The sequence below is a fragment of the Enterovibrio norvegicus FF-33 genome (assembly GCF_000286835.2).
GTDB classification, from domain to species: Bacteria; Pseudomonadota; Gammaproteobacteria; order Enterobacterales; family Vibrionaceae; genus Enterovibrio; species Enterovibrio norvegicus_A.
This window is the reverse complement of the sequence record NZ_AJYD02000038.1, coordinates 492,622-518,426: the sequence shown is the minus strand read 5'-3', so window position 1 is coordinate 518,426 and position 25,805 is coordinate 492,622. Positions and strand designations below refer to the sequence as shown.

Here is a 25,805-nt window from a genome sequence, read left to right as displayed (position 1 = left end):
GGGAGTGGCCTCATGTTTGTTCTTTATTCCAGAATGATATGCGGTAAATAACGCGATAAATCTTGCGTGATTAGCGAAGCATCTTCGCGTATAGAAATGCCAGCGGCTTTGTCGTCAACCAGCCAACTGCCAATCAGCGTATAGTTGTCACCAAATTTTGGTAGCGGATGATACGCCTGAACAATCATTCCTTCTTCACCGTATGGGCCATCAACCGCCATGGTTTCTTTGCCATCTTTAAAGATGGATATGTTCGCGCCTTCTCGCGAGAAAAGGGGCTTAACCACAAAGTTGTTTAGGCTTTTACGCGCAGGGTCATCAGCAAAGTAAGACGCGAGCAGGTTAGGGTGATTGGGGAATAACTTCCAAAGCATAGGCAGAAGCGCTTTGTTGGAAATCACGCTCTTCCACATGGGCTCCATCCAGTTAACATTAGCCGTATCTAGGTGCTTCTCATATTCTTCATCGAACATAAACTCCCAAGGGTACAGCTTGAACATCCAATCAATGACGTTATCTTGCCTATCGGTAAATAGCCCTTTTGCGTCAACACCAATGTCTTCGATAAAAACAAAAGCTGATGAAAGCCCCGCTTCTTTCGCGCAATCTTCCATATATTGCACGGTGCCGCGATCTTCTTCTGTGTCGCGACAGCAGGAGAAATGCAGCGTTTTCCCCGGGAATCGACGACCTAACTCTTTAAATCTTCGGATCAATAAATCTTGTAGCAAATTGAACTGATCGGCATCACGCCTGATCTTGCCACTGTTAACCATTTCTTCTAACCAAACCCATTGCCAAAAACCCGTCTCGAACACAGAAGTGGGTGTATCCGCATTGTTTTCGTATAGCTTGGCATGACCGCTGCCGTTGTAAGCAAGATCGAGCCTTGAATAGAGCGATGGTTCGCGTGCTGTCCAAGAGTCCAAAATACCTTGCCAACGTGATTGTGGGATCTGAAAGCGCTTTAGCCAGTATTCGTCTTTGACAACATGATCGACAACGTCTAAGCACATTTCATGCAGTTCTTCGGTTGGCGTTTCAAGGTCTTCCTCAATTTGCTTTAAGGTGAACTGGTAGTAAGCGGATTCGTCCCAATACGGTTCGCCATACATGGTGTGAAAGCCGAACCCGTATTCATCTGCGAGCTTTTTCCAATGTGGGCGAGGGGTACTGCTAACTCTAAACATCAACGAGATCCATAAGTTGTTGGCGTTGTTCAATACGCGAGTTTTTTACACCGCGAAAGAGGCAAATAACGAGAAATAGAGTGGGGCAGAGATCATGCTACGTCAGGTTAAGCCCTGGTCAACAGCATGGCATGATCAACAGAGTAGCCATGGCCAACAGGATCCCTGTGGCCACTGACACTGACATGAAGGATAGCGCTACCCGCCCCAACCTTTGCTGCTAGAGCGGCTCCAGCTCGATTTTGCTGCAACCTTAGAACCAAAACCGCCACGAGAGATTGTTTTGCTGACAGCGGGTTTCTGCTTGAGGTGATCTTGAGGGACGTAGACCTTTGAATATTTGCTTTTTCTGCCGTAAGAGTACCCGTCAGAAGAGACCCAATCACCGTAATACCGACTTCCAGGATAAGAAGAACTAAACATGGGCTGGTGGTAGTAAGATCGGTTATTGATGGCTTGCCCAAACATGAATCCGGCCATTGCTGGCATGAACCAGTTATTCTGAGGAGCACGTACACAGTTCTCGTAGCCGAATTCGGCGCCGCAGTCATCCTGTGAGTTATATTTTGGCGCTGTGCTGGCTGCGTCATCCACGGCATCTTGATAGGCCGCGCGGCATTCGCTGCTGTATCCTGGATTATCGTCAACACAATCCGTGACATTGGCATAAATGTTCATTTCTTTGCCGTTGTCACTGCAACCGGACACCAACACAATGGCGGCGACGGTAACGCTCGGTACTGCAGGTCGCCAGCTTTTGCGCAGGCGTGGTTTTATGACCTGTTGGCTTCTTTTCATGTCAACATCTCCTAGTAGGTCATACAAGCTGCGTTAAGCAGGCCAATGGAAATGGACATCGAACCCATAACAATACCTGCTGGGATCTCATTATTTTGGATGCGTTCAACCAGTTTTGGCATGAAGCCGTATCTGACAATCAAGAATGCAAGAATTTGGGCGACAAGTGCAACAACGCCCCAAATGGCAAAATCCAAGAGGTTGACTGAATTACTCGCGGCACTGGCGATGGCTAAGCTGTAGCCGATAAATGCACCCGACAGGGTAAGAGCGGCTGCGATATTATTTTCTTCTTTTAGCAACTGCCATTCGTCATAAGGTGTGATGCGGATATAGACGAACTTGAAGATCATCAAAAACAAAATTGACAGGCCGAGATAGAGAGCAAATGAGCCTAGGCTTGCTAATGAAAGTTCGAGTTGAGACATAAGAGTTCCTTTCTGAATGTGATAAATGGCGGTGGGATTAGCCCGCCACGGTAAAGTCGGTAGGAGAGAGCTGAATACCCGTGCTTAGGACAACGGCATGTTCAGCACGACCACCTGAAATGATTTCTTCGCCAGAGACGAGCAAGGATTCGAAGATATCTTCGCCAGCTTCCCGTTCATAAACCATGATGAACTGGTCGGTTGTTGATGTGCTGCCATCTTCGGCCCAGGTTTTTTCCGTCATCGCTACTGGCTGTGTGTTGTCCCAGACTTTCTCGTAAGTCATGCCATCGAGTTCCCAATGCGGTTGGACAATTTTATTGTTTATCCAATCATTCCACGCTGCGTCGGTATCGACAGGTTTTGATTCGTAAAAATAAAACAGTTTCACTTCACTCACATCGGCATCGCTGGTGCCAGACTGCAATACTTGGAAGTACCCGTCGTCATCGGTATAGAACCTCAACAACCGAGTGTGGGCATCTAGTTTCACTTCGCCAACGGCTTTGATGATTTGGGTGCGTGAAGCCTGCTCAATGGTTAACACCGGCTCCATGAGGCGAAACTTCAAGTCATCAAGCTCTATGGCACCGCCGAGTCGCAACCCGAGTACCTCAGGTGCGCTGGCTTCTGGCGGGGGAGTGGCTTTGTTTTTCTTCAACCAACTAAACATATAAACACCGAGGGTCAGAATATATAAATGCGTGAAAACCTCTCACGCATTCAGCAATTACTTGGCAGTACTCTGCGAAGAAACGATAACAGAATGGATGAGTCTGTCACCGTTTTAAACGTCGCAAAGCGGTATTGCCTTAGCGTGAGACGGTTACTTTTTGCCTAAAATACGCGCAAGTTCATCTTCAGCAGATGCACTTTGACTGCCCGTGATACCGGCTTCAGACAATTTTTTATCAAGGCTGCTGCCCGATTGTTCTTGTTCGAGTTCTGTTGCCGCTTCGAATTGCGCTTGGCGCTCTTGTTGGCGATTTTTGATTCGCTCCAACGATTCAACAGCAGTGTGCATTTTTGCGTTCGCGCCTAAGTTAGTATTCGACACCGCAGCTTGAGCACGTTGCACAGATTCATTGGCTTTCACCACATCAACTTGTTGCTCAAGTTGGCGCAATTTATCCTTGGCTTGCGCAATATTGGTTTTTAGCGTCTTTTCTGACTGAGTGAACTGTTGCAAATAGATGTTTTCGGCATCTTGCTCGTTGCGAAGTGTGGCGACGCGAGTTGCACATTCGAGCGCCAGATCTTGCTGACCCTTCTCCATGGCAGCGCGTGCATGACCTTCATATTCGGTAATACTGCTTTCAAAGCCTGCGACTTTTTGAGCAGAGAGTTTTCGCTTGGCAATAATGCCGACCAGAGCATTGTCTGAGCGTCGTAACTCTTCTTTTGCATCGCGGATTTCTTGATCTAAGATGCGCAATGCTTGATTGTCTGCAACTGATTCTGCTGCTTCGGTTGCGCCACCTTTAATCGCCGTAAATAACTTTTTCCATACGCTCATCGTGGTGCTTCCTTATAGGTAATCTTGGTACAGTTCGAGAAATGCTTCGATATTACGAAACAGTGTGGCGACTTCAATCACGACAGTCTCTGCCTTTGATTGTGATGAAAGCGAACCAAATGCGGTGTAATAACTGTCTCCGCCGATTTCGTTTATACCGATAGTGCTGAGAGGGAACATTTTGTGGGTACGTAGTATGGTGTCATTTAAACCAGAAACGTCTTTTACTGCGTCTTGTGGAAACAGTAGGGCCTCTACGAGAATTTGCTCTCCGGCAACGGCCAGAAATGCTTCGATACCATCCTCATTGGTTAAACATAAGGACTCTCCAGCTTCAGCGACACTCCAACCATCATGTTCAGCCAGCAGTGTTTGCAGATCATTCAATTGCCAGGTCATAGTGTTCCCTCTAGTTTGGCTCGACGCTGTGCGTCAAAATAATAAAGATGCAAGCCTCCAACTTTTTGTCAGTAAGCCTTTTCTCTAGTTTTCATTCTGTACTACCTGCAGAATGCCGTTAGCATTTCTTTGAGGTAGCATTTGGTCAATACGGTTTACAGATGTTCCGACGTAACATCAATTAGTAACATGTAAGCAGCTAATAATAAACCAAACTAGAATACTAACAAAAGTCACCCTATGAAATGCGCGCTTGGTTTCTCAAAAGGTGAACGTGTAACACATTGAAATTACCTTAAAAGTCATCAAGTAATACGAATTCAACATTTGAATTTGAGAGATGTCTGGCAAGCAATGCGAGTGCACTTAAGGAGGGGGCATTCAAGATGGTCGCGTTTGGATCTAGGCGTCTCAATTGATTGGGGTGGTGTGAACGCTAAATCTGAGCGATACATAGGGCCATAGACACAGAGCGATATTGTTCTCGTCTTTACTTCACTTCAGCATTTGAACGCCAGACTCAATCTCTTTATGTGATCTGGGTGTGACAATGCCGTTAGTTTTTCCGAGCCGATTCTCTCGAATAAATCGACCAACACTGAAAAGCCCCGAAAAGAGGGGCTTGTTTTGTGGGCAAAATCCTTGGATCTTGTGTTAGCTCATCACCATATTGGCTGCCATGGCCAACAGTAATACGGCGAAGACTTTTTTGATCGTCGGAACGGGCAGGTGATGCGTTGCTTTTGCCCCCAAAGGTGCGGTAAACCACGAAGTACAAACAATGCCAAATAAAGCCGGAAGATAGACAAACCCCAAAAAACCATCCGCTAAAGCAAAATGCGCACTTCCAGAACTGATGTAACCAACAGAGCCAAATAACGCGATCACAATGCCGCATGCTGATGCACACCCGATAGCCTTCTTCATATCAAGTGAGAAAAACGTCAATAGAGGAACCAAGAGAGCACCGCCACCGATACCGATCATGGCAGACAAACCACCGGTGATGGTTGTGAGCAGGGTTAACACACCTTTATTGGGCAATTGACGATCTGTCGCATCATCTTTTTTACGGCTGCTGTATAACATTTTCAATGCGATAAGCACAACGCTAACGGCAAACACTAATCGAACCACATCCTCTGGCAACAGTGCAGCCATAAATCCGCTGATCAGAGCACCGAGGGCGACGCCCGTCATTATCCACGGGGCTAAATCCCATGGCACATTGCCATTCTTGTGGTGCGCGATGGCGGAAGATGTGGAGGTGAATAATATCGACGCTAACGATGTGGCGATCGCAACGATCACCACTTGCTCAGAAGGTAGAATCGAAAAATAGAGCAAAATGCTGGTGAGAACAGGGACAATAACGAGTCCTCCGCCAATACCTAGTAGCCCTGCCAAAAAACCCACACCACAGCCTAGTAGCGCGCAGTATATAAACAACAATAGCAATTCACTCATTTAGCTCACTTTTTAATATAGGGAGGGGATTTAATACTAAATAAACACAGTGTGTCCGTATTTTAGGGGTGTGAATATAACTGACCGTTGGTAGGACTTTCAAATAAAATAGATCATGAATATTTCTCATGATGATTGTGAGGTAAAACCATTGTTAATCTGATTTTCAACCACGTATAAATAGATTCTGCTTTGAACCTAGAGAAATGTAGCCATTTTCTAGTGGTAGGTTATAAGAAGGTGTTTTTCTTTATTTCGAGCGAGAATGACTAAAAGAGTAGAAAGCTCGGAAATAAACAAATTTAGGCTGTCGGTTGAAGAAAGGGTGTCAGATTACGATGAATAGAGAATTTACATTTACGATTAAGAGCATTTGTCTCGATGAAAACTACCATCCTTCGGATAACACCCGAATTACAACCAATTTTGCTAACTTAGCAAGAGGGGATAGCCGTCAAGAAAACCTGCGTAACGCATTGAAGATGATTGATAATAGCTTTAATTCCTTAGCTCACTGGGACAACCCAAAAGGCGATCGTTACTCTGTAGAGCTTGAAATCGTCTCGGTTGACATGGACATTGAGAGCCGCGGGCAAGCCTTTCCATCAATAGAAATATTGAAGACAAACATTGTCGACCATCAAACCAACGAACGCATTGAAGGCATTGTCGGAAATAATTTTTCCTCTTACGTTCGTGACTATGATTTCAGCGTATTGCTATTAGACCATAACAAAAATAAACCGGGGTTCAGTATCCCTAATAAATTTGGTGAATTACATGGAAAGCTGTTTAAGTATTTCGTAAATTCTAATGAGTACAAGCAGCATTTTAGTAAGCCACCCGTTATATGTCTCAGCGTGTCTGATAATAAAACCTATCACCGAACTGAGAATCAGCATCCTGTTTTGGGTTTTGAATATCAACCGAACGACTCGTCGTTAACAGAGCAATACTTCAAAAAAATGGGATTGCAAGTGCGCTATTTCATGCCGCCAAATAGCGTCGCGCCTTTGGCATTTTATTTTGTGGGTGATTTACTCAATGATTACACCAATCTTGAGCTAATTAGCACCATCAGCACAATGGGGACATTCCAAAGAATCTACCGACCTGAGATCTACAATGCCAATGCTGTCGCAGGGAAGTGCTACCAACCCAATTTGAAAAACTCAGACCATTCGCTCACTCAAATTGTTTATGACCGTGAAGAGCGTGGTCAGTTAGCTATTGAGCAAGGCAAGTTTGCACAAGAGCATTTCATTAAGCCTTACCAATCGATTCTTGAGAATTGGTCAGCGCAATACGCTTTGATTATACCCAAGTAGTCTGAAGATGCAGGATTCAGCGAGCTTTACTGACGTTATGATCAAGGCGTCCCTTTGCCGATGTAGTGAGCTCCATCAAAAAGGGACAACACCGAGCATAGCGTCAGTAAACTCGCCCGAAGGGAGGCCCTCAGAGCGTCCACTTCATCGTTAAATTCCTGTGAAATAGAATGACTATTCCTACAAGAATTTGCCTTGAATTGAACACTCTGAGGGCCTCTGAAATCGAGCATCTTCAGGTTACTTGGGTATAACCCATTAGACAGCAGAATTTATGATGAAAAAATTATTACCTACCTCGACCGCGGGCAGCCTGCCTAAACCCTTATGGCTGGCGCAGCCCGAGACGCTTTGGTCTCCTTGGAAATTGCAAAATGAGGAGTTAGCGCAGGGCAAACACGATGCGTTACGTTTATCACTGCAAGAGCAGCAACACGCAGGGGTTGATATTGTCAGTGATGGCGAACAAACACGCCAACACTTCGTCACGACATTCATAGAGCACCTTAATGGCGTAGATTTTGAAAAACGTGAAACTGTTAAGATTCGTGATCGTTACGATGCAAGCGTACCAACTGTCGTCGGCGCGGTGAGCCGTCAGAAGTCCATTTTTGTTGAAGATGCTAAGTTCTTACGTCAACAAACCAAGCAACCGATAAAGTGGGCTTTACCTGGTCCTATGACCATGATCGACACACTTTATGATGCGCACTACAAAAGCCGAGAAAAGCTCGCATGGGAATTTGCCAAAATTCTTAATCAAGAAGCGAAAGAGTTAGAGGCGGCTGGTGTAGATATTATCCAATTTGATGAGCCCGCATTTAATGTCTTCTTTGATGAGGTCAATGACTGGGGGATCGCCACGTTAGAAAGGGCCATTGAAGGCCTAAAATGCGAAACCGCCGTCCATATTTGCTATGGCTATGGCATCAAAGCCAATACAGATTGGAAAAAGACCTTGGGATCAGAGTGGCGACAATATGAAGAAATCTTCCCTAAGCTGCAAAAATCCAACATCGATATTATCTCTCTCGAGTGCCACAACTCCCGTGTGCCGATCGAGCTACTTGAGCTTATTCGCGGTAAGAAAGTGATGGTCGGGGCGATTGATGTCGCCACCAACACCATCGAGACGCCTGAAGAAGTCGCGGAAACCTTACGAAAAGCGCTCAAGTTTGTTGATGCAGAGAACCTTTACCCTTGCACCAACTGCGGCATGGCACCCTTATCTCATGAAGTCGCAAACGCGAAGCTAAATGCACTTAACGCAGGTGCAGAGATAATCCGCAAAGAACTTTCGACTTAGCCCGCAAGAGATTGATGTTTGGGCCTGGGCTCATTACCGCTCTCCCTAAACAGGGAGAACGGTAACAAGCACGCATTAACCAATAATGCTGAGCGTGGCCTGCAAGATAATCAAGTTAACGATATCAATGAAGAACGCGCCGACAATTGGCACTACCATGAAAGCTTGTGGTGATGGGCCGAAGCGATTGACCACCGAGCCCATGTTCATCACGGCTGTTGGGGTTGCCCCCAAGCCAAAGCCACAGTGACCACTGGCTATTACGGCGGCGTCGTAGTTACGCCCCATCACTCGGTAAGTCACAAAGTAAGTGAACATCGCCAACATCATAGATTGCACAATCAGGATGATGAGGAAAGGCACAGCCAGATCGAGAATGTTCCAAAGCTTTAGGCTCATCAAGGCCATGGCGAGAAACAGCGCGAGTGACACAGTGCCGAGAATATCCACGGTGTCCACGTCCAGTTTCTTTGCTTTGCTCACTTCAACGAAGTTGGTGATCACCACACCAATGAAGAGTGCATACACAAAATCAGGGATCATCAGCCATTTGATGTCGAAGCTGCTTACCCATTGTTCGAGGTACTTAGCGCCAGTGACACAGATCAGCAAAATGAACAGGGTTTCAATGACCTTTTTCGCCGTCACGTTATCTTCTTCGTTCTCGCTGTAGGTCACCAACTCAGGGAATTGGTCATGGGTTTTGTTGGTCGCGCCGTATTGCGATTGCAGCTTGTTTTTATCAATCAAACGCTGCGCGACAGGGCTGCCGATAATACCCCCCATGATCAAACCGAAGGTGGCAGAGGCCATCGCGATTTCCAGCACGTTATTCATGCCGTAAACGTCTTGGAAGGTTTGCGCCCACGCAGCGCCAGTACCGTGTCCGCCAGACAGAGTGATAGAACCCGCAATCAACCCCATTAGCGGGTCAAGGCCAAGCACGGTAGCCAAAGATACGCCAATCCCGTTTTGGATCATGATGTAGAGCGAGGCCACACCCAGGAAGATGAATACCTTTGCACCGCCTTTGATGAGTTGTGTGTAGTTAGCTGCCAAGCCCACAGTGGCGAAAAACATCAGCATAAAGGTGTGTTGTAGGGGCAAGTGGAACTCGAGTTCTATGCCTCTGAAGTGTAAAACCGTGATCGCACTGGCGACAACTAAACCGCCGACAATGGGTTCAGGGATGTTGAACTGCTTTAGAAGGGGAACTCTGGCATTGATAAAATGCCCAAGAAACAGCACGAAAATGGCGATAAGAAAAGACTCGAGTGCGCCGACTGAAATTAGTTGATTCATATAGCCTCTGTGATCTCATCATCCTCCGTAATGCATGAGATTCTTATTTTGATTTATCTTCGGTTCGAAAGAATTCGCGACAGCGCTGAGCCTTCTTGGCTTGCTCACAGCGCGACACGCTCATTTCGGGGCGTTGTTATCTCACATTGCGTGCATTAAACACAGTACCCGACTGCAAAAATATTCACTTTCGGTGTCATTTTAACCACTTTGGGTTGAGCTGCACCGAAAAGGTTATCAAGCCTTTGTAGCGGCATGTGCTTTTCAGAAAGCTTAAGAAGGAAAAGGGGGGTGTGATTGTCGCGAATGTAACAATTTGGAATGAAAAAAGCGGACCACCAATTTGCAGTGTCCGCTTTTGGTTTACATGAGAGTATTCACCTTGATGGAAAGAGTTTGTGTCGATAAATCGCCACGATAAACGCAATAAGCGGATAGAACCAAATGAGGTGATTGGCGTGGATCTCTTTAAAGGTTACCTCAATGATCATCAGCAGCAAGGTAAAGCACACCACCGTTTCTTCAATGGACAAGGTTTTGTTGGCGTTGCGCACCAAAAAGTAGATCAGCGCGCAAAGCTGGGTGAGGGGGAACAGCACATGCAGTACGTCTGGCGTGATGGAGTAGAGGCTGGTGGAATCGAAATTCAGGCTAAAGCGCAGAATGAATACGTTCTCAATCATGCTTTGATGATCCCACGCGAGGAAAATCAGTAAGGGTGATGCACCAATGGCGCAACCAATCAAAAAATTCAGCCGAATATCTTTGCGCAAAAACATCGCGAGCAGGAAGGCGGCAGGCGAGAATTTGGTCGCGAATGAGAGGCCCATTAACACACCCGCGAGCAACCACTTTTCTTTTTGAACACACACCAAACCCACTAATAGCAGCGCGACAGGGTAAATATCGTTCGCGCCGACGTGAAACACTTCGTACCACAGCCTCTCAGGTAGAAATAGCAATACCATCGACGCCAACATAGCGCTTCGAACTTGCCATCCGTTGGTTTCAATCTGGCTGCGTGAAGTTAAACAACCCGCCACCAACGAACACAGCGCAAGGGCTGAAATAGCAAGAAAGGCAACACTCGTTAACTTATAGCCGATGCCCGGGAAGTAGGCTGAGGCGGCGTACCCCAATATCATGCCAGGACCATAGTGAAAGCCGCGGTGTTCAGGCGCGAGCTCAGGGCGAATATTGATACTTTCACTTAGATAGGGGTTTTCACCCTGAAGAAATAGCAGCTTGGCGGCATGTTCAGTGGTGTAGCCAATATCGACCGTGGGTGCAGCAAAGATGAAGTCACCATAAGCGGGCACCATGCGGGCAAAAATCAAGGCCAGCACCGCCATGGCAAAAACAGCTTCAGTCATCAGCATCGTCTTACCGATATCATCAGACTGTGTTCTGTGATTGAAAAGGGTCAGGATCAGCGCAAACAAGCCGCTGAAACAGAGAAACTTGGTGAACGGATGTCCCCAATCGTAGGTTTGGAACAGGCGATAAGCACAGTAGATGAAGACGAGTGAAAATAAGAAAGATGACGAGCATAAGACTAGATGCCAGCCTTTTTGCAAAGACGCAGACTTTTCAAATGACGCAGTAAAAAAACGCATAGCGGTCCTCAAACAGTGTTCATGCCGAAGCACGGCGACAAAAGGCCCGGCTATTCAATCCCCTATCAATGAGTGTAGAAGAAACGCAACAGAGCGCATAATGCACTCTGTTGTTTTGTAGTGACTAATTTGGCGATTTAACGACTTAGAGATTCAGTGACGGTGCGGAATCAATCCGGCAATCATAAAAGTGTGTGTCGCCAGTGCCTGACATTTTCTGGACGCCGCGCAACTGTTGTCGGCAATGGCGGCTTGCTGGGTATATATCACTTCCCCGTCTTTAATGGTTGAAACCACGGTGATGTCAGCAAGCTCCATTGGGTTAACCTTCAATGGATTGTCAGACAACAAGACCAAATCGGCCACTTTGCCTGTTTCAATCGAGCCTTTGGTCTTCTCTTCAAAGTGCTGATACGCCGCCCAGATGGTCTGTGCTTTCAACGCCGTCATAGATGGCACGCGCTGGTCTTTGCCTAACACGCGTCCACTTCGAGTGATCCGGTTAACGGTGGCGGAATAGACCCGCATCGAATTAGGGAACGCAACGGGCGCATCGTGGTGAGAAGTAAATATCATGTCGCGATCCAATGCCCAGCCAGTGGGTGAAATATTTTCAGCCCGTTCATCGCCGAGTACAGATTGTGCATGCCAATCACCCCAATAGAAGGTGTGCATAGGGAAGAAAGACGGCATAACGTTGAGTTCTTTAAACGACTGCACCTGATCTTCTCGGGCGGTTTGCGCGTGAATGGCGACAAAGCGTCGCTCGCCTTCACCATATTTCTTCGTCGCGTTTTTCACGGCGCGGATATATTGGTCGATGGCTGCATCACCGTTAGCATGTGTGAGTAATTGCCAGCCGTTTTCCATCGCCATACCGACATATTTCTCCGCTTCTTCATCCGGCATGATGGGGTAGCCGAGATAACCTGCTTTTTGGCCTTCAGGCGGGATAAGATAGGGTTTGGTTAGCCATGCGGTTTTGCCTTGTGGCGAACCATCTAGCGTCAGTTTGACGCCGCCGACCCGGAAACCATTGTTGTAGCTTTGGCTAAGGTAGGGCGGCTTCATGATGTCTGTGCCGAGCTGAATATCCGTGTAGGCCACCACGTCCAGCAGCAGTTTCTTTTTCTGCGCAATGTCGTACATGGTTTTGACACTGTCAGACATGGTGCGGCCTTCTTGCGCCGTGGTGTAGCCATATTTGGCGTACAACTCCATGCCTGCCTGAAACAGCAATTCGTTCTCGTCGGGACTGATTTGCGTAAATAAAGGGATCAGTGCACCGAAAAACGCGGACTCCTCAAGCACACCATTAGGCTCGTTGCTGTCAGGGACTCGGCGGATCACACCGCCTGGAGGGTTCTTGCTGTCAGCGTTGAAGCCCAGCATATCGAGCGCTTTACTGTTCAAAACAGCCAAATGCCCAGACTGATGAATAATGAGGATGGGAACCTCGGTCGACACGGCATCCAAATCGAAGCGGGTTGGGTGAATTTGCTCTTTTAGCTGAGAATCGTCATAACCAAAACCGATGATGAAGTCTTGCGCTTTATTGGTTGGCTTATCAGCCCAAATACGCAGGGCTTCCTGTAAACTGATGATGTCGGTCACCGGGCCATCTGGCGGTGACAATAAGTTAGCAGACACCGCTTGAAGACCGGTATTCATGACATGACCATGGGCATCGATAAAGCCCGGTATCATCGTCATGCCTTTCAAATCGACCACGTGGGTACTGTTACTGGCTAACTTAAGTACGTCTTCGTTGTCGCCAACGGCAAGGATTTTGCCATTGAGTATCGCCACAGCGTTGGCATCTGGTTGTTTATCGTTGACCGTGATGACCTGCGCATTGTGATAAATGGTGTCTGCAAAGGGCATTTTAGGGCTATCTGCAAGCGCAGGAAAGGAAGCGGCGAGTGCCGTCAGCGTCAACAACGAGGCTTTCATAGTGGCTCCTTCAATAAAGAAAAAAGCGGTTCAAGCCCGCTTGTCATCTCTAGTGTATGCCGTGGCTCGCCCAGAAGTCGTCTAGATTTTGAAGCAATTGATGACGTTCATCGTCTGTTAAAAAAGCGGCCTCAATGGCATTTCGTGTGAATTGCACTAACTGTGCTTTGTTAGGGGAAAGTGCCTGATTCAGCGCAAGGAAGTTGTCATTCATGTAGCCGCCAAAAAATGCGGGATCGTCGGAGTTCACTGTCACGCAAAGCCCTTCGTCCAGAAGATTGAGAATGTTGTGATCTTCCATACGGTCGAATACCCGCAGTTTAATATTGGAAAGCGGGCATACCGTCAGTGGCATACGTGTTTCTGCCAGTTCTATCATTAGTGTAGGGTCTTGCACGCATTGAACGCCGTGGTCGATTCGATTCACATGGAGCAAGCGAATCGCATCCCAAATATTGCTTGCTGGGCCTTCTTCGCCCGCGTGTGCGACGGCTTTCAATCCCAGTGCACGTGCTTGAGCGAAGACGTGCGTGAATTTTTCAGGTGGATGCCCAAGCTCGGAAGAATCCAGTCCAACTGCGATAAGACGGTGCAGGTGGGGTTTTGCTTGTTCCAACGTTTCAAACGCCGCTTCTTCAGAAAGGTGGCGTAGGAAACACATAATGAGCTTGCTGGTGATACCGAGTTCTTTCTCTCCCTGACGCAGCGCATGGTAGATGCCGTTGATCACGGTATCAAACGCGATACCACGGTCAGTGTGAGTTTGTGGGTCAAAAAAGATCTCCGTGTGCATCACGTTGTCCGCTTTGCAGCGCATCAAATAGGCCCAAGTCAGATCGAAAAAATCTCGCTCTGTGATCAGTACGTTGGCGCCTTGGTAATAGATATCGAGAAAAGACTGAAGATCATTGAAATGGTAAGCCGCGCGCGCCTCCTGAACATTGGCGTAGGGCAGGGTGATACCATTGCGCTCCGCCAACTCGAACATCAGTTCTGGTTCCAATGAGCCTTCAATATGAAGGTGCAACTCTACTTTGGGTAAGTGTCGGATAAAGTCTTCCATAAGATTCTCCCTTACACGTTGGGTGGTTTCTCGTCACCAGAGAGGTGGTGCTTTCACATTGCCAGTGCGATATGACGATTTGTACGGCGACCGTTGTTGCCACACTGGCCGCAGCCTTGGCGTTCAATGCTGGTTGATGGAAAGAAGATAGCGCATGTATTCCGTATGCATACCTTTATAAAAATTAGTGGTTACTGACCGTTCGGTCAACTTATGCGGCGTTGGGTTTTTCGCTGTCTGCGTTGTGATTTAGAATCAAACCTTGTTTACAGCATGTCGCGCGCGACGATAACGAGACTGTTCAGACCAAGTGTTATCACGTTAATTTGTAGGGCTTTTCCCGTTAATCGCTGTCAAATGCAATATTTACTTACATTCTGTATGGCTAATGGTGACCAGAGTCTGAGATACTCAATGTCCATTATTTGATGTGTTTAGGACAAACTGACGCGCTAATGACAATTCTCTATCCTGCTCTGCTGCTGGTTACCCTGTGGGTGTGCTTTTTTGTTCACTTCTCTAGTTCGTTGAACTGGCAGATGGTGAGTGATGTCGGTGTGTATGGTTTGGTCGCCACCGCAGTGGCTTTTCCTGTGTTTCATGGTGAATGGGGCGAGTTTAAGTTCGCGGGGTACATCATCGCGATGGCTTCTGGTATTGGCTTAATCGGTAAATTGCTGATTGATGCTAAACGCCCTGATAAAAGCGGCAATGACAGTTTCCCTTCGAACCACACCGCCAATGCCTTTGCTGCGTCGACCGTGCTTGCGATGAGTTATGGCTGGATCATCGGTTTACTTTCTTACGGCTTGGCCATGCTGGTGGGGCTAGGTCGAGTAAAAGCCTTAAAGCACCACTGGCGTGACGTCATCGTAGGGCTGTGCGTCGGCCTTTCCACCGCGATTGCGGCTGTTGCTTGGATCTAACCCACCGTTATCCTGTTTACTCCTCCCCCAAAACAAGCTGCTTTTTTACTCGTTACTGTACTTGCTCACTTAGCAATTGTTGTTGGAATTGTTTGGGGGCTTGACCCACATGGCGAGTAAAGAAGCGAGAAAAATAGCCAGGGTCTTTAAAGCCGAGTTGATAGCCAATTTCTTTCGATGAGAGTTGGGTGAAAATCAGCAATCGCTTGGCTTCATCGATAATCCGTCCGTGAATAATCTCTAACGCTTGCTGATCAGCGCTGCGCTGGCATGTGCGGTTGAGTTGTCCTTGGCTTAAGCCCAATGCGGCGGCGTATTCACTCACACTCCAGTGCTGGTTGTAATGTTGTTCCACCAAAGCCGTGAATTTTTCGAACAAGATGGTCTTAGCGTCTGACACTTGCGAAGATTCTCTGTGTTTCACCTGTCTATTAAGCAGCACGAACACTATCTTCAAGTACGCGCCAATCATAGATGCTTGCCCCACAGCGCGCCCTTGGTATTCTGCCAATAAGCGTTCGCCTAATAACTTCAACTCCACAACATTCCGCCCATCTGTAATGGGGAGCACCATGGGTTCACGAAACAGTGAAGAGAGTGCTTGTCGCTCGGTTTCGTTGAATAAGCTCAATATGAAAGGTTGGGAGATCGACAGAATAAACCCTGTCACCCCAGGCTGGTGGATGAAGCCATGCACCTCTTTAGCGGGAATGGAAAGGACACAACCCCCTCGATATTCGGCGCTGCTCTCTCTGATTTGAGCCGTCATTGAGCCAGACTCAAGAATCATCAACTGATGCAAATCATCGTGTCGGTGTGGGTGAATTTCCCAGTTATGTTTTGGCAGAGATTGCTCAAGCCGCGCGATGTGCATGTAATCCGGTGAGTCTTCTGGCTGTTCTTCACCGTAAAGAAAGTAATGGGGGATGTTTGACATCACACTCGCGCTTCAAAAGTTAGTAATGTTAAAAATGTACAACAAAATGTAAAAAAGTTGAATTTATTGCGAGCGACATCATGACTATTCTGATCCTAATTCTCATGCGAAGGTCAGAAAGACATGGTTTCGATCCCTTATATGCAGCTCAGAGGCGGAAGCTCCAAAGGCATCTATTTTCTTGCAAGTGACTTGCCGGACGATGCTGAAGAAAGAAACCAGATCATTCTTGATGCTGTTGGTCGTGATGCGCGACAAATCGATGGATTGGGTGGTGCAAACCCGTTAACGAGTAAAGTGGCGGTGGTGTCTGCTTCTGCACATGCTGATTACGATGTTGACTACCTGTTTGTTCAAGTCGTTGTCGGTGACAATCGCGTTGATACCACACCCAATTGCGGAAACATTTTGGCGGGCGTGGGTGCCTTTGCCATTGAATCTGGCCTTGTTGAAGCGACCCATCCGAAAACCATGGTACGTGTGTTGATGACCAATAGCGGCAATCGCTGTGATTTGGAAATCGAAACACCTAACGGTCACGTGAAATATGACGGCGATGCTGCGATTGATGGCGTGCCAGGCACCGCATCTCCCGTGATTTGTCATTATCAAGATATTGCCGGCTCGATCACTGGCGCATTACTGCCCACGGGCAATACCCGCGATACGTTTGAAGGCCTCGACGGTCAATACGACGTCACCTGCATTGATAACGGCATGCCTGTTGTTGTGCTGCGTGCAGAAGATTTCGGTGTGACAGGGTACGAAAGTGCAGATGAACTGAACAACCATGTTGAGTTGAAAGCACGCATTGAAGCTGTTCGATTAAAAGCGGGTGTTGCGATGAACCTCGGTGATGTGACTGACAAAGTCGTGCCTAAAATGTGTTTGATTGCGTCCCCCGTTGCTGGCGGCAATGTCTCCTCCCGTACTTTTATCCCTCACGTTTGCCACTCTGCCATTGGCGTGCTGGGCGCAGTGTCCGTTGCGACGGCGTGTGCGTTATCTGGCTCGGTCGCAGAGGGGATTGCCTCAATCCCTGACGGCTTGGTGAAAACCTTGTCCGTTGAACACCCTTCAGGGGAATTCTCCATGACGTTGACGTTTGACCAATCTGGCGCAGTGCAGAGTGCTGGATTGGTCAGGACGGCGCGTTTGCTCGCGAAAGGTGAGCTTTATTTGCCCAAGACAGTCATTTAGCTAGGCGCTGACAGTTAGCGCATCAAAGCCAGCGTTTTAATACATAAGCGCCTTAATTAATAACGAAAACGCAGCTTTTTTAAGTGCTGCACAGGAGTCACGGAATGACCAAACCCAGCTGTATGCCACCGGATAACAACACACGCACTCCGCGATTTGTGGCACCCGCCAATGCCTGCGATGCCCATTGCCATGTGTTCGGCCCTCATGCGCAGTTCCCTTATGCAGAGACCGCAACCTATTGGCCGCCTGATGCGGGCAAAGATACGCTGAAACGTGTGCATGACACGCTGGGTATTTCCCGCGCTGTGTTGGTGCAAGCGAGCTGCCACGGGCGAGATAACCGCGCCATGATGGACGCGATTGCAACCAGTAACGGCGCTTACCGCGGCGTGTGCATGGCTGACGATACGTTTACAGACAATGACTTTCAGGATCTTCATGAAGGTGGCGTTCGCGGTATTCGCTTCAATTTCGTGACCCATCTTGGTGGCGCACCCAACCTTGAAATGATGGAACGTGTGTTGAACCGAGTGAAGCCGTTTGGTTGGCATTTGGTTATTCACGTCAACGCAGAAGACATTATTCGTTACGAGGCGTTCTTCAACCGATTCGACATGGACATCGTGGTTGATCACATGGGGCGCGTGCCAACCTCTGAAGGTGTCGGTCAAAAGGCGTATCAAATTCTTCTCGATTTTATGCAGCGTGATAACTGGTGGGTCAAAGTGTGCGGCTCTGAGCGCATCGCTATCGCGCCGCCTTTTTATGATGCTGTGCCATATGCACAAGGGCTAGTAGAAGTCGCCCCTGATCGCATTCTATGGGGAACGGATTACCCGCACCCGAACATCAAAAAGCACATGCCAAATGATGCGGATTTGTTGGATCTCGTGCCATTGATTGCGCGTGACGAAGCCACGCAGAAGAAGATTTTGGTGGATAACCCAGCACGCCTTTACGGTTTTGACGAGTAAGGAAAGCAGTATGTCTATGAGAACAATCCAAGGCGTCGCCGTTCGACACATTGAACGTGCTGACAACGCGGTATTGGAAGGGCTCGCCGAATGCGGCAGCGCGACTGTGCATGAAGCCCAAGCGCGCACAGGCAACCTTAACCCTAACCTGCGTCCTATTTATTCTGGTGCGCAAATCGCGGGCAGTGCCGTGACGGTGTTGGCACAACCTGGCGACAACTGGATGGTGCACGTGGCGATTGAGTTGTGTCAGCCCGGCGATGTGCTGGTGATCGCAACCACCTCGCCGTGCACAGACGGCTATTTCGGTGATTTGTTAGCAACGTCTGCCCAAGCGCGTGGCGTGCAAGGGCTGATCATTGACGCGGGTGTACGTGACACCAAAGATCTAACAGAAATGAATTTCCCCGTGTGGTCAAAAGCGGTGTCTATCAAAGGCACAGTGAAAGCGACATTGGGGTCGGTGAACGTGCCCGTGGTTTGTGGCAATCAACCGATTTATGCCGGTGATGTGATTGTGGCCGATGACGACGGCGTGTGTGTGGTGCCAAGAGACCATGCAGAAACGGTTCTAGCCGCAGCGAGATCACGAGTGGCGTTAGAAGAAGAAAAACGACAAATGCTTGAGAGCGGCATTTTGGGGTTAGACATGTACAACATGCGCCCTAAGTTGGATCAAGCCGGCTTTCGCTATGTAGATGGTTTGGAGGATTTGGAATGAGCAAGGATACGCTGATTATTGATTGTCATGGTCATTACACCACAGCACCGAATGCGCTGGGTGAATACCGTGATCAACAGAAAGCCGAACTGGCAACCGATCCTCTGTTCGACCACGTCAAAGGCGTGGTGAACATTTCCGATGACCAAATCCGTGACAGCCTTGAAGGTGCGCAACTGAAACTGCAAAACGAGCGCGGCACGGACGTGACCATTTTCTCGCCGCGTGCAAGTTGGATGGGGCACCACATTGGTAACCAAACCACGAGCAAATATTGGACTGAGCACTGCAATGAACTGATTCATCGTATTGCAGAGCTGTATCCACAAAACTTCATTGGTGCGGCGCAATTACCGCAATCGCCTGAGGCAGACTTAACTGTGAGTGCAGCAGAGCTTGAGCGTTGCGTGAAAGAGTTTGGGTTTGTGGGGTGTAACCTCAGCCCAGATCCATCAGGTGGCTACTGGACAGCGCCGCCGCTGGATGACAAATACTACTACCCCATTTACGAGAAAATGTGTGAGCTGGATGTACCAGCGATGATCCACGTCAGTGGATGTTGTCACCCGTGTTTCCACACCACGGGCTCTCATTACCTTGGTGCTGACACCACGGCATTCCAACAGTTGATGATGTCGAAAACCTTGTTCAAAGATTTCCCTGAGTTGAAGTTCATCGTGCCACACGGCGGTGGCGCAGTGCCGTATCACTGGGGGCGTTTCCGTGGTCTGTGTGACATGTTCGGCTTGCCAGCACTGAATGACATCATGGAAAACAACATCTTCTTTGATACTTGTGTCTACCACCAAGAAGGTATCGATTTGCTGCTTGAAGTCGTGCCAACGGAAAACATTCTGTTTGCCTCTGAGATGATTGGCGCGGTGCGTGGGATAGACTCGCAAACGGGTCACTTCTTTGACGACACCAAACGTTACATCGATGGTTCAACACTGAGCGATGAAGACAAAGCCAAGATTTTCAATGGAAATACGCGCCGAGTATTCTCTCGATTAGATGCCAGACTGAAAGAAGTTGGTTTGATTTAATGTGCGTTATTTGAGCGTTATTTGAGCGTTATTTAAGGAGTAAATAATGCGTGAAAAAAGAGATTATGACGACATTCCCGGCACCTACGTGTTTGATGGACAAAAGTCGCGCCAAGGGTATCACCTCAACATGTTTTGCATGTCGCTGAACAAAGCTGAAAATCGCGATGTGTTTCGTGAGAGCGAAGCTGAGTACCTCGACAAATACCCCATGACGGAGGCACAGCGCAAAGCGGTATTGGCGCGAGATTGGCTGGGCATGTTGCGTTTGGGTGGCAATATCTATTACACCTTCAAACTCGCCATTTTTGATGGATTGACCATGCAAGATGCAGGCGCAGGCATGTCGGGAAATGGCATGACAGTGGATGATTTTCGTCAAATGATGCTGTCGGGTGGTCGTTCCATTGAAGGTAATCGCAGCAAAGCGGAATGGGCGGAATATTACGCGCGTCCGGAAAACAAGGATGAAGCAAATGGCTAAAGTGGTTGCAGGGATTGGCACATCGCATATTCCATTGATTGGCGCTGCCATGGATAACGGCAGTATGCATGGCGAATATTGGCAGCGTTTCGTGGGCGGTGTTCAGGTCGCCCGCGATTGGATGGAAACGGTCAAACCCGATGTGTGTTTGATTGTATTTAATGACCATGCGTCTGCCTTTTCGCTTGAATCTGTCGCGACATTCTCGATTGGTGTCGCCCCAGAGTTTCACCCTGCTGATGAAGGTTACGGCCCGCGTCAGGTGCCTTCTTGTCAAGGGCACAGTGAATTTGCGTGGCACATTGCGGAATCGTTGATCCTTGATGAGTTCGACATGACCATCGTTAATCAGATGGATGTGGATCATGGCCTTACCGTGCCCTTGTCTGTGATGTATGGGCAGCCGAGTGAGTGGCCGTGTAAAGTGATCCCGCTGGCGGTCAACGTGGTGCAATATCCTCAACCCACGGGCAACCGTTGTTTCAATCTGGGCAAAGCGATTCGTAAAGCGGTGGAATCCTTTCCTGACGATATCACGGTCGCCATTTTTGGGACGGGCGGGTTATCACATCAGCTGCAAGGCGAACGCGCTGGGCTGATTAATACCGAATATGATTGCAACTGGCTCGACAAAATGGTCGAAGACCCAATGGCGGTGAAAGACATTTCCCACACCGAATACATTCGTGAAGCCGGATCAGAAGGTATCGAGGCCATCATGTGGCTGGTGATGCGCGGCGCGATGGATGAAAAGGTCGATGAAGTGTATCGATTTACTCACGCCCCAGTGTCGAACTCCCATTATGGTTTGACATTGTTAGAAAACAAGTGTGACAGGGTCACATCTGATGTGCTCACATTCAAGGAGTGAAGAATGAAAATAGTCATGGTGGGTGAGGGCGCGTTCGGACACAAGCACCTCGATGCGTTGAAAAATATTGATGATGTGGAAGTGGTCTCTATTGCGGGTGGTGTGGAAGAAAGCACCCGCGAGACCGCAGAGAAATACGGCATTCCGCATTGGACGCTAGACCTTCAAGAAGCCTTGTCGCAACCGGGCGTTGAAGCGGCTATTATCACGTCGCCAACGCCGATTCATGCCGCGCAGGCCATTGATGTGATGGAAGCAGGCAAGCATGTGATGATCGAAATCCCAATGGCCGATTCTTTGGCCGATGCAGAATCGATTTGCACGGTACAACGTGCCACCGGGTTGGTCGCGATGGCAGGGCACACTCGCCGTTTCAATCCGAGCCATCAATACTTGAACAAGAAGTTTCGCGCGGGTGAACTGACGATTCAGCAAATGGATGTGCAGACCTATTTCTTCCGTCGCCAGAATCTCAATGCCTTGGGACAACCGCGCAGTTGGACGGATCATCTGTTGTGGCATCACGCGTGTCATACGGTGGATTTGTTTGCGTATCAAACGGGCGAAGACATTGTGCAAGTGCAAGCCATGGAAGGGCCAAAGCACCCTGAGCTTGGCATTGCTATGGACATGAGCATTGGGTTGAAAACGGCGTCTGGTGCTTTGTGTACGCTGTCTTTGTCGTTCAACAACGATGGCCCTCTCGGCACATTCTTTCGTTATATTTGCGATAACGGCACCTACATGGCGCGTTATGACGATTTGGTTGATGGACGTGAGAATCCGATTGATGTCAGCACTGTCGATGTGTCAATGAATGGCATCGAGTTGCAAGACAGAGAGTTCATTGCCGCCATTCGTGAAGGGCGCGAACCTAATGCCAGTGTGTGCCAAGCGTTGGTAGCGATGAAAGTGCTTGATAAAATTGAACAAGTGCTGAGTCACTAGCTTGCTATAGGTCATCATTTTCATTCGTTAGGTACTATTAAGGGGAATGTCATTACATGGAAAAGCGCAACATTGGATCGCTAAGCGTGTCACCGATTGGGTTGGGCTGCATGAGCATGTCTCATGGCTATGGGCCAAGCGATGAAAAAACATCGATTCAGCTGCTCAATGAAGCGCTCGATGTGGGCTATGACTTCCTCGATACCGCCACCATGTACGGGGGCGGAAGAAACGAAGAACTGCTGGCAAAAGCGCTAAAAACGCGCCGACAGGAATACGTGCTGGCGAGTAAATGCGCCTTGTTTTCCCAAGACGGTAAGCCGACGATTGACGGTAGAGCAGAGACTATCAAAGCGCAGTGTGAAGCGAGCCTGCAACGGTTAAAAACCGATGTGATTGATCTTTACTACTTACATCGACTCGACCCAAAAGTGCCGATTGAAGAAAGCGTGGGTGCCTTAGCGAATTTGGTCCGCGAAGGAAAGATCCGTGAAATTGGCTTGTCTGAAGTCTCCGCAGATACTTTGCGTCGCGCGCACGACATTCACCCCATTGCGGCGGTGCAATCTGAATATTCCCTATGGACACGTCTACCAGAAATTAAAATGCTCGATGTGTGTGAAAGTTTAGGAACCACCTTTGTGCCTTTTTCACCCCTTGGTCGTCAATTTTTGACGGGTAAAGCCCAAGAAGCGTCGTGCTTAACGGAGGGAGATATTCGCACCAGCAATGCACGTCCACGGTTTGAAACCGAAGCGTTTGCCCAAAACAGTAAACTGCTCGAACCGCTTAGAGAAGTGGCGCAAGAATTCAACTGCTCGTTGGCACAGTTGGCGTTAGCGTGGATTATTGCGTTACCAAACCGGGCCGGTAAGCAAACGCTCATTCCTATTCCTGGCACCAAACATATTGCGTACATGCGTGAAAATATCGCGGCAATGAATGTGAATTTACCGCTTGATGTGGCTGAATATGTGTCGAGCTTGATTGACGATGATAAGGTCATTGGCGCGCGTTACAACGACAGGCAAATGAAAGTCATGGACTCTGAGCGAGACAGAAACTAGGGTGCAATGTGTTGGTAGTGGCACAAAAGATTTGACCCTAAAAGCCGTCTGAATGCAGACGGCTTTGTCGTTTTGGTAAGCTTGATGACTGAACTTGAAGAGCAACTTGTCAATCTATCAAACTGCTTGCCCATCAACCGATAAATTTACCGACAAAGTTCGTAATATTGCCAAAGCTTGCGCCAGCCATGACCACCACAATCAGTACGCCCATGACCGACAAATACACAGGGTGTTTGTAGTCACCCACAATGTCTTTACGGCGTGTTGCAGCAAGCACGAATCCCAATACCACAGGCAGGATAATACTGTTGACCAGACCTGCCAGCATCAGCAGCAAGATAGGCATGTTCATCAACACCGTACCGACGCTGGTGATGATAATGAAAGCAATACACCAGCGTTTTTCGTTACGTGCGACGACAGGGAATAGGGTTTTAATCAGTGAAATCGCCATGTAGGAATTGCCGACCACTGAAGTGATAGAGGCAACAAACAGCACCAGGCCGAAGATGAAGTAGCCGACGTCCCCAGCGCCTTGACGGAAGGCATCCGCAGCAGGATTTGAAGTATCCAGTACCGCGCCCGCAGCAATCACACCAAACACGGCGAAGAACAGCAGAATACGAATGACCACCGCAATCGAAATACCTGCCCATGCGGCGGTTTTAATCGCGGCTGCGTTTTCTTTGCCTTGCAAGCCGATGTCGACCAAGCGCTGTGCGCCAGTGTAGTAACCGCCAACAGCACCACCGACGATGGTCAGAGTGGGCAGTAGTAAGCTTCCGACGTCACTTGGCATGACCGCAGCGGTGAGGGTTTCGCCGATTGGCGGCAGACTGGTCATGGCTACGTAAGCGATCAACACAATCATGAACAGGCCGAGATAACGCGCCATCTGGTCCATGCGCTTCGAGGCGTTATGAACCACAAACAACAAACAACCGACCAAGCCTGTGAACAACGCGCCCCATGTTGTATCTACGCCAGTGAGGACATTAATGCCCAATGCCGCGCCGCTGACATTACCAAAGTTAAACGCCACGGCGCCAAGCGCGAGCAAAATACCGATAAAGTAACCTGCACCTGGTGCAATTTTATTGGCGATATCTTGAATACGTAGACCAGACACACCCACGATGCGCCAAAGGTTCATCACAATACCGAAGGTGATAAACATCGATGCGAAAACAGGGAAGGCCATGTCCATCTTGTAGATGTTGGTGAATACGGCAGTTTGCGTAAGAAATCCAGGGCCAACTGATGTTGTAGCCATAAGGAATGCGACGCTAAGAATGGCCTTGTTTTGCCAAGACGTTGTAGGGGTGTTTTGAGTAATCGTTTGCGTTGTCATGCCGAATCCAAAAATTGTTGTCTCTCTCTTTATAAAAAAAGAAAAACAACTGACCGGGATCAGCTGACGTTTGGCGGGTAACTTGTTGAAAAAACTCGTCGTTGCGGCTTGTCTTTTTGCTGGGAGCGGATACTAAAGACTCACTAAAAGTAAGTCAATCATTAAGTCAGAAAAAACGGAATGTTCTAATGCCATTGCGTACCACTGAATGGTTTTTCAATGATGTAACACATCCGTATTGTTCGACAGTGTTTATGAGGTGTGCTCAAGGTTTCCACTAAATGCGGTGGTTATGTAGTCGATTGAAGGGTTTTTGCCATTGAATCTGGGCATGGTAATTCGTAAGGTCAAAACAGCATAAATTTTTTGATTTTCGATATGAACACTTAGAGGAAGCGCCAATGGATGGGATACCAAACCATGTCATGCTCAAACAATATAGTGACCAAGCTTCATTTTCTGATAATCACGTTCGTGAGATCCCTTATCAAGGGGAAACGGCGATGGATATTTACTTGCAGGTCATGAACAACACACCTAAGTGGGTGGGGGCGTTAATGCGGTTGCGCAACCGCATCACTTCTGCAATCGGCCTAAAACACCTCGGGAACTTCGATGATTTTGCTCCCGTTAAAACAGATTACAAGGTCGGTGATCGTGTAGGGATTTTTACCATGATCTACCACTCACCCGTTGAGGTGATCATGGAAGACCAAGATAAACATCTTGATGTGAAAGTCTCGTTTCACATTACGCCAAATGGCAACCGTGCGACTGTCACAGCAAGCACCGTGGTGCATGTTAAAAATCGACTCGGCAATGTATATATGTTTTTCGTCGGCCCCATCCACAAACTGATAGTGCCTGCGACGCTAAAAAAACTGCCTTCGCCAGAGTGAAGACATGAA

The 25,805-nt window shown here is 48.2% G+C and carries 25 protein-coding genes; 12 read left to right on the top strand and 13 right to left on the bottom strand.

The window, feature by feature from the left end; translation table 11 throughout:
- Nucleotides 1-23 precede the first annotated feature (23 nt).
- From A1OO_RS10590 to A1OO_RS10560, 7 genes are all read right to left on the bottom strand, one after another.
- A complete protein-coding gene (locus tag A1OO_RS10590) occupies nt 24-1,190 on the bottom strand; it encodes a glutathionylspermidine synthase family protein (protein WP_017002999.1) in 1,167 nt (388 codons plus the stop codon).
- 198 nt (nt 1,191-1,388) lie between these two features.
- A complete protein-coding gene (locus tag A1OO_RS10585) occupies nt 1,389-1,988 on the bottom strand; it encodes a DUF1190 domain-containing protein (RefSeq protein ID WP_017002998.1) in 600 nt (199 codons plus the stop codon).
- Between the two features lie 11 nt (nt 1,989-1,999).
- The gene (locus A1OO_RS10580; RefSeq protein ID WP_016958100.1) at nt 2,000-2,416 is read right to left on the bottom strand and encodes a DUF350 domain-containing protein; all 417 of its coding nucleotides are present in this window, start codon (nt 2,414-2,416) and stop codon (nt 2,000-2,002) included.
- Between the two features lie 37 nt (nt 2,417-2,453).
- Complete coding sequence (locus A1OO_RS10575) at nt 2,454-3,089, bottom strand: YjfK family protein (protein WP_017002997.1); 636 nt, start codon at nt 3,087-3,089, stop codon at nt 2,454-2,456.
- Nucleotides 3,090-3,242: 153 nt separating this feature from the next.
- Nucleotides 3,243-3,932: a PspA/IM30 family protein gene (locus A1OO_RS10570; RefSeq protein WP_017002996.1), complete on the bottom strand. Its 690-nt coding sequence runs from the start codon at nt 3,930-3,932 to the stop codon at nt 3,243-3,245.
- 12 nt (nt 3,933-3,944) lie between these two features.
- Entirely contained in the window at nt 3,945-4,331 is a 387-nt protein-coding gene (locus A1OO_RS10565) for a DUF2170 family protein (RefSeq protein WP_016958097.1), read from the bottom strand.
- Between the two features lie 654 nt (nt 4,332-4,985).
- The gene (locus A1OO_RS10560; RefSeq protein WP_017002995.1) at nt 4,986-5,798 is read right to left on the bottom strand and encodes a sulfite exporter TauE/SafE family protein; all 813 of its coding nucleotides are present in this window, start codon (nt 5,796-5,798) and stop codon (nt 4,986-4,988) included.
- A 338-nt stretch (nt 5,799-6,136) separates the two neighbouring features.
- Between A1OO_RS10560 and A1OO_RS10555 the strand changes: the two genes are divergently transcribed.
- Nucleotides 6,137-7,126 carry a DUF1852 domain-containing protein gene (locus tag A1OO_RS10555; protein ID WP_017002994.1) on the top strand — a complete coding sequence of 330 codons (990 nt, stop codon included), beginning with the start codon at nt 6,137-6,139 and terminating at the stop codon, nt 7,124-7,126.
- Between the two features lie 277 nt (nt 7,127-7,403).
- Entirely contained in the window at nt 7,404-8,432 is a 1,029-nt protein-coding gene (locus A1OO_RS10550) for a methionine synthase (protein WP_026023809.1), read from the top strand.
- A gap of 75 nt (nt 8,433-8,507) precedes the next feature.
- On the opposite strand, the gene gltS is transcribed toward A1OO_RS10550, so the two are convergent.
- From gltS to A1OO_RS10530, 4 genes are all read right to left on the bottom strand, one after another.
- Nucleotides 8,508-9,734 carry a sodium/glutamate symporter gene (gene gltS / locus A1OO_RS10545; protein WP_016958093.1) on the bottom strand — a complete coding sequence of 409 codons (1,227 nt, stop codon included), beginning with the start codon at nt 9,732-9,734 and terminating at the stop codon, nt 8,508-8,510.
- Nucleotides 9,735-10,111: 377 nt separating this feature from the next.
- On the bottom strand, nt 10,112-11,350 hold the full coding sequence (locus A1OO_RS10540; RefSeq protein ID WP_017002992.1) for a glycosyltransferase family 87 protein: 1,239 nt from the start codon (nt 11,348-11,350) through the stop codon (nt 10,112-10,114).
- A gap of 153 nt (nt 11,351-11,503) precedes the next feature.
- On the bottom strand, nt 11,504-13,303 hold the full coding sequence (locus tag A1OO_RS10535) for an amidohydrolase (protein WP_017002991.1): 1,800 nt from the start codon (nt 13,301-13,303) through the stop codon (nt 11,504-11,506).
- A 49-nt stretch (nt 13,304-13,352) separates the two neighbouring features.
- Complete coding sequence (locus A1OO_RS10530; protein WP_017002990.1) at nt 13,353-14,366, bottom strand: adenosine deaminase; 1,014 nt, start codon at nt 14,364-14,366, stop codon at nt 13,353-13,355.
- A 455-nt stretch (nt 14,367-14,821) separates the two neighbouring features.
- On the opposite strand from A1OO_RS10530, the gene A1OO_RS10525 reads away from it, so the two are divergent.
- Nucleotides 14,822-15,292, top strand: a complete 471-nt coding sequence (locus A1OO_RS10525) for a phosphatase PAP2 family protein (RefSeq protein ID WP_017002989.1) — start codon at nt 14,822-14,824, stop codon at nt 15,290-15,292.
- 52 nt (nt 15,293-15,344) lie between these two features.
- Here the strand turns inward: A1OO_RS10525 and A1OO_RS10520 are convergent, their stop codons facing one another.
- Complete coding sequence (locus A1OO_RS10520; protein WP_017002988.1) at nt 15,345-16,229, bottom strand: helix-turn-helix domain-containing protein; 885 nt, start codon at nt 16,227-16,229, stop codon at nt 15,345-15,347.
- Between the two features lie 123 nt (nt 16,230-16,352).
- Here A1OO_RS10520 and A1OO_RS10515 point away from each other — a divergent pair, with 123 nt between their 5' ends.
- From A1OO_RS10515 to A1OO_RS10480, 8 genes are all read left to right on the top strand, one after another.
- Nucleotides 16,353-17,429, top strand: coding sequence for a 4-oxalomesaconate tautomerase (locus A1OO_RS10515; RefSeq protein WP_016958088.1), 1,077 nt, complete (start codon nt 16,353-16,355; stop codon nt 17,427-17,429).
- Nucleotides 17,430-17,533: 104 nt separating this feature from the next.
- A complete protein-coding gene (locus tag A1OO_RS10510; protein WP_016958087.1) occupies nt 17,534-18,406 on the top strand; it encodes an amidohydrolase family protein in 873 nt (290 codons plus the stop codon).
- Nucleotides 18,407-18,416: 10 nt separating this feature from the next.
- Nucleotides 18,417-19,127 carry a 4-carboxy-4-hydroxy-2-oxoadipate aldolase/oxaloacetate decarboxylase gene (locus A1OO_RS10505; RefSeq protein WP_016958086.1) on the top strand — a complete coding sequence of 237 codons (711 nt, stop codon included), beginning with the start codon at nt 18,417-18,419 and terminating at the stop codon, nt 19,125-19,127.
- The gene (locus tag A1OO_RS10500) at nt 19,124-20,173 is read left to right on the top strand and encodes an amidohydrolase family protein (protein ID WP_016958085.1); all 1,050 of its coding nucleotides are present in this window, start codon (nt 19,124-19,126) and stop codon (nt 20,171-20,173) included. The genes A1OO_RS10505 and A1OO_RS10500 overlap by 4 nt, the downstream gene beginning before the upstream one ends.
- A 46-nt stretch (nt 20,174-20,219) precedes the next feature.
- Nucleotides 20,220-20,657 (top strand): protocatechuate 4,5-dioxygenase subunit alpha, encoded by a 438-nt coding sequence (gene ligA, locus A1OO_RS10495; RefSeq protein WP_016958084.1) that lies wholly within the window; start codon nt 20,220-20,222, stop codon nt 20,655-20,657.
- Nucleotides 20,650-21,528 (top strand): class III extradiol dioxygenase subunit beta, encoded by an 879-nt coding sequence (locus A1OO_RS10490; protein ID WP_016958083.1) that lies wholly within the window; start codon nt 20,650-20,652, stop codon nt 21,526-21,528. Before ligA ends, A1OO_RS10490 begins: the two co-directional genes overlap by 8 nt.
- A 3-nt stretch (nt 21,529-21,531) precedes the next feature.
- Complete coding sequence (locus A1OO_RS10485; RefSeq protein ID WP_016958082.1) at nt 21,532-22,476, top strand: Gfo/Idh/MocA family oxidoreductase; 945 nt, start codon at nt 21,532-21,534, stop codon at nt 22,474-22,476.
- Between the two features lie 56 nt (nt 22,477-22,532).
- A complete protein-coding gene (locus tag A1OO_RS10480) occupies nt 22,533-23,543 on the top strand; it encodes an aldo/keto reductase (protein WP_016958081.1) in 1,011 nt (336 codons plus the stop codon).
- A 133-nt stretch (nt 23,544-23,676) separates the two neighbouring features.
- On the opposite strand, the gene A1OO_RS10475 is transcribed toward A1OO_RS10480, so the two are convergent.
- Nucleotides 23,677-24,897: an NRAMP family divalent metal transporter gene (locus tag A1OO_RS10475; protein WP_017002987.1), complete on the bottom strand. Its 1,221-nt coding sequence runs from the start codon at nt 24,895-24,897 to the stop codon at nt 23,677-23,679.
- 401 nt (nt 24,898-25,298) lie between these two features.
- On the opposite strand from A1OO_RS10475, the gene A1OO_RS10470 reads away from it, so the two are divergent.
- The gene (locus A1OO_RS10470; RefSeq protein ID WP_016958079.1) at nt 25,299-25,796 is read left to right on the top strand and encodes a DUF2867 domain-containing protein; all 498 of its coding nucleotides are present in this window, start codon (nt 25,299-25,301) and stop codon (nt 25,794-25,796) included.
- Nucleotides 25,797-25,805: the final 9 nt, after the last annotated feature.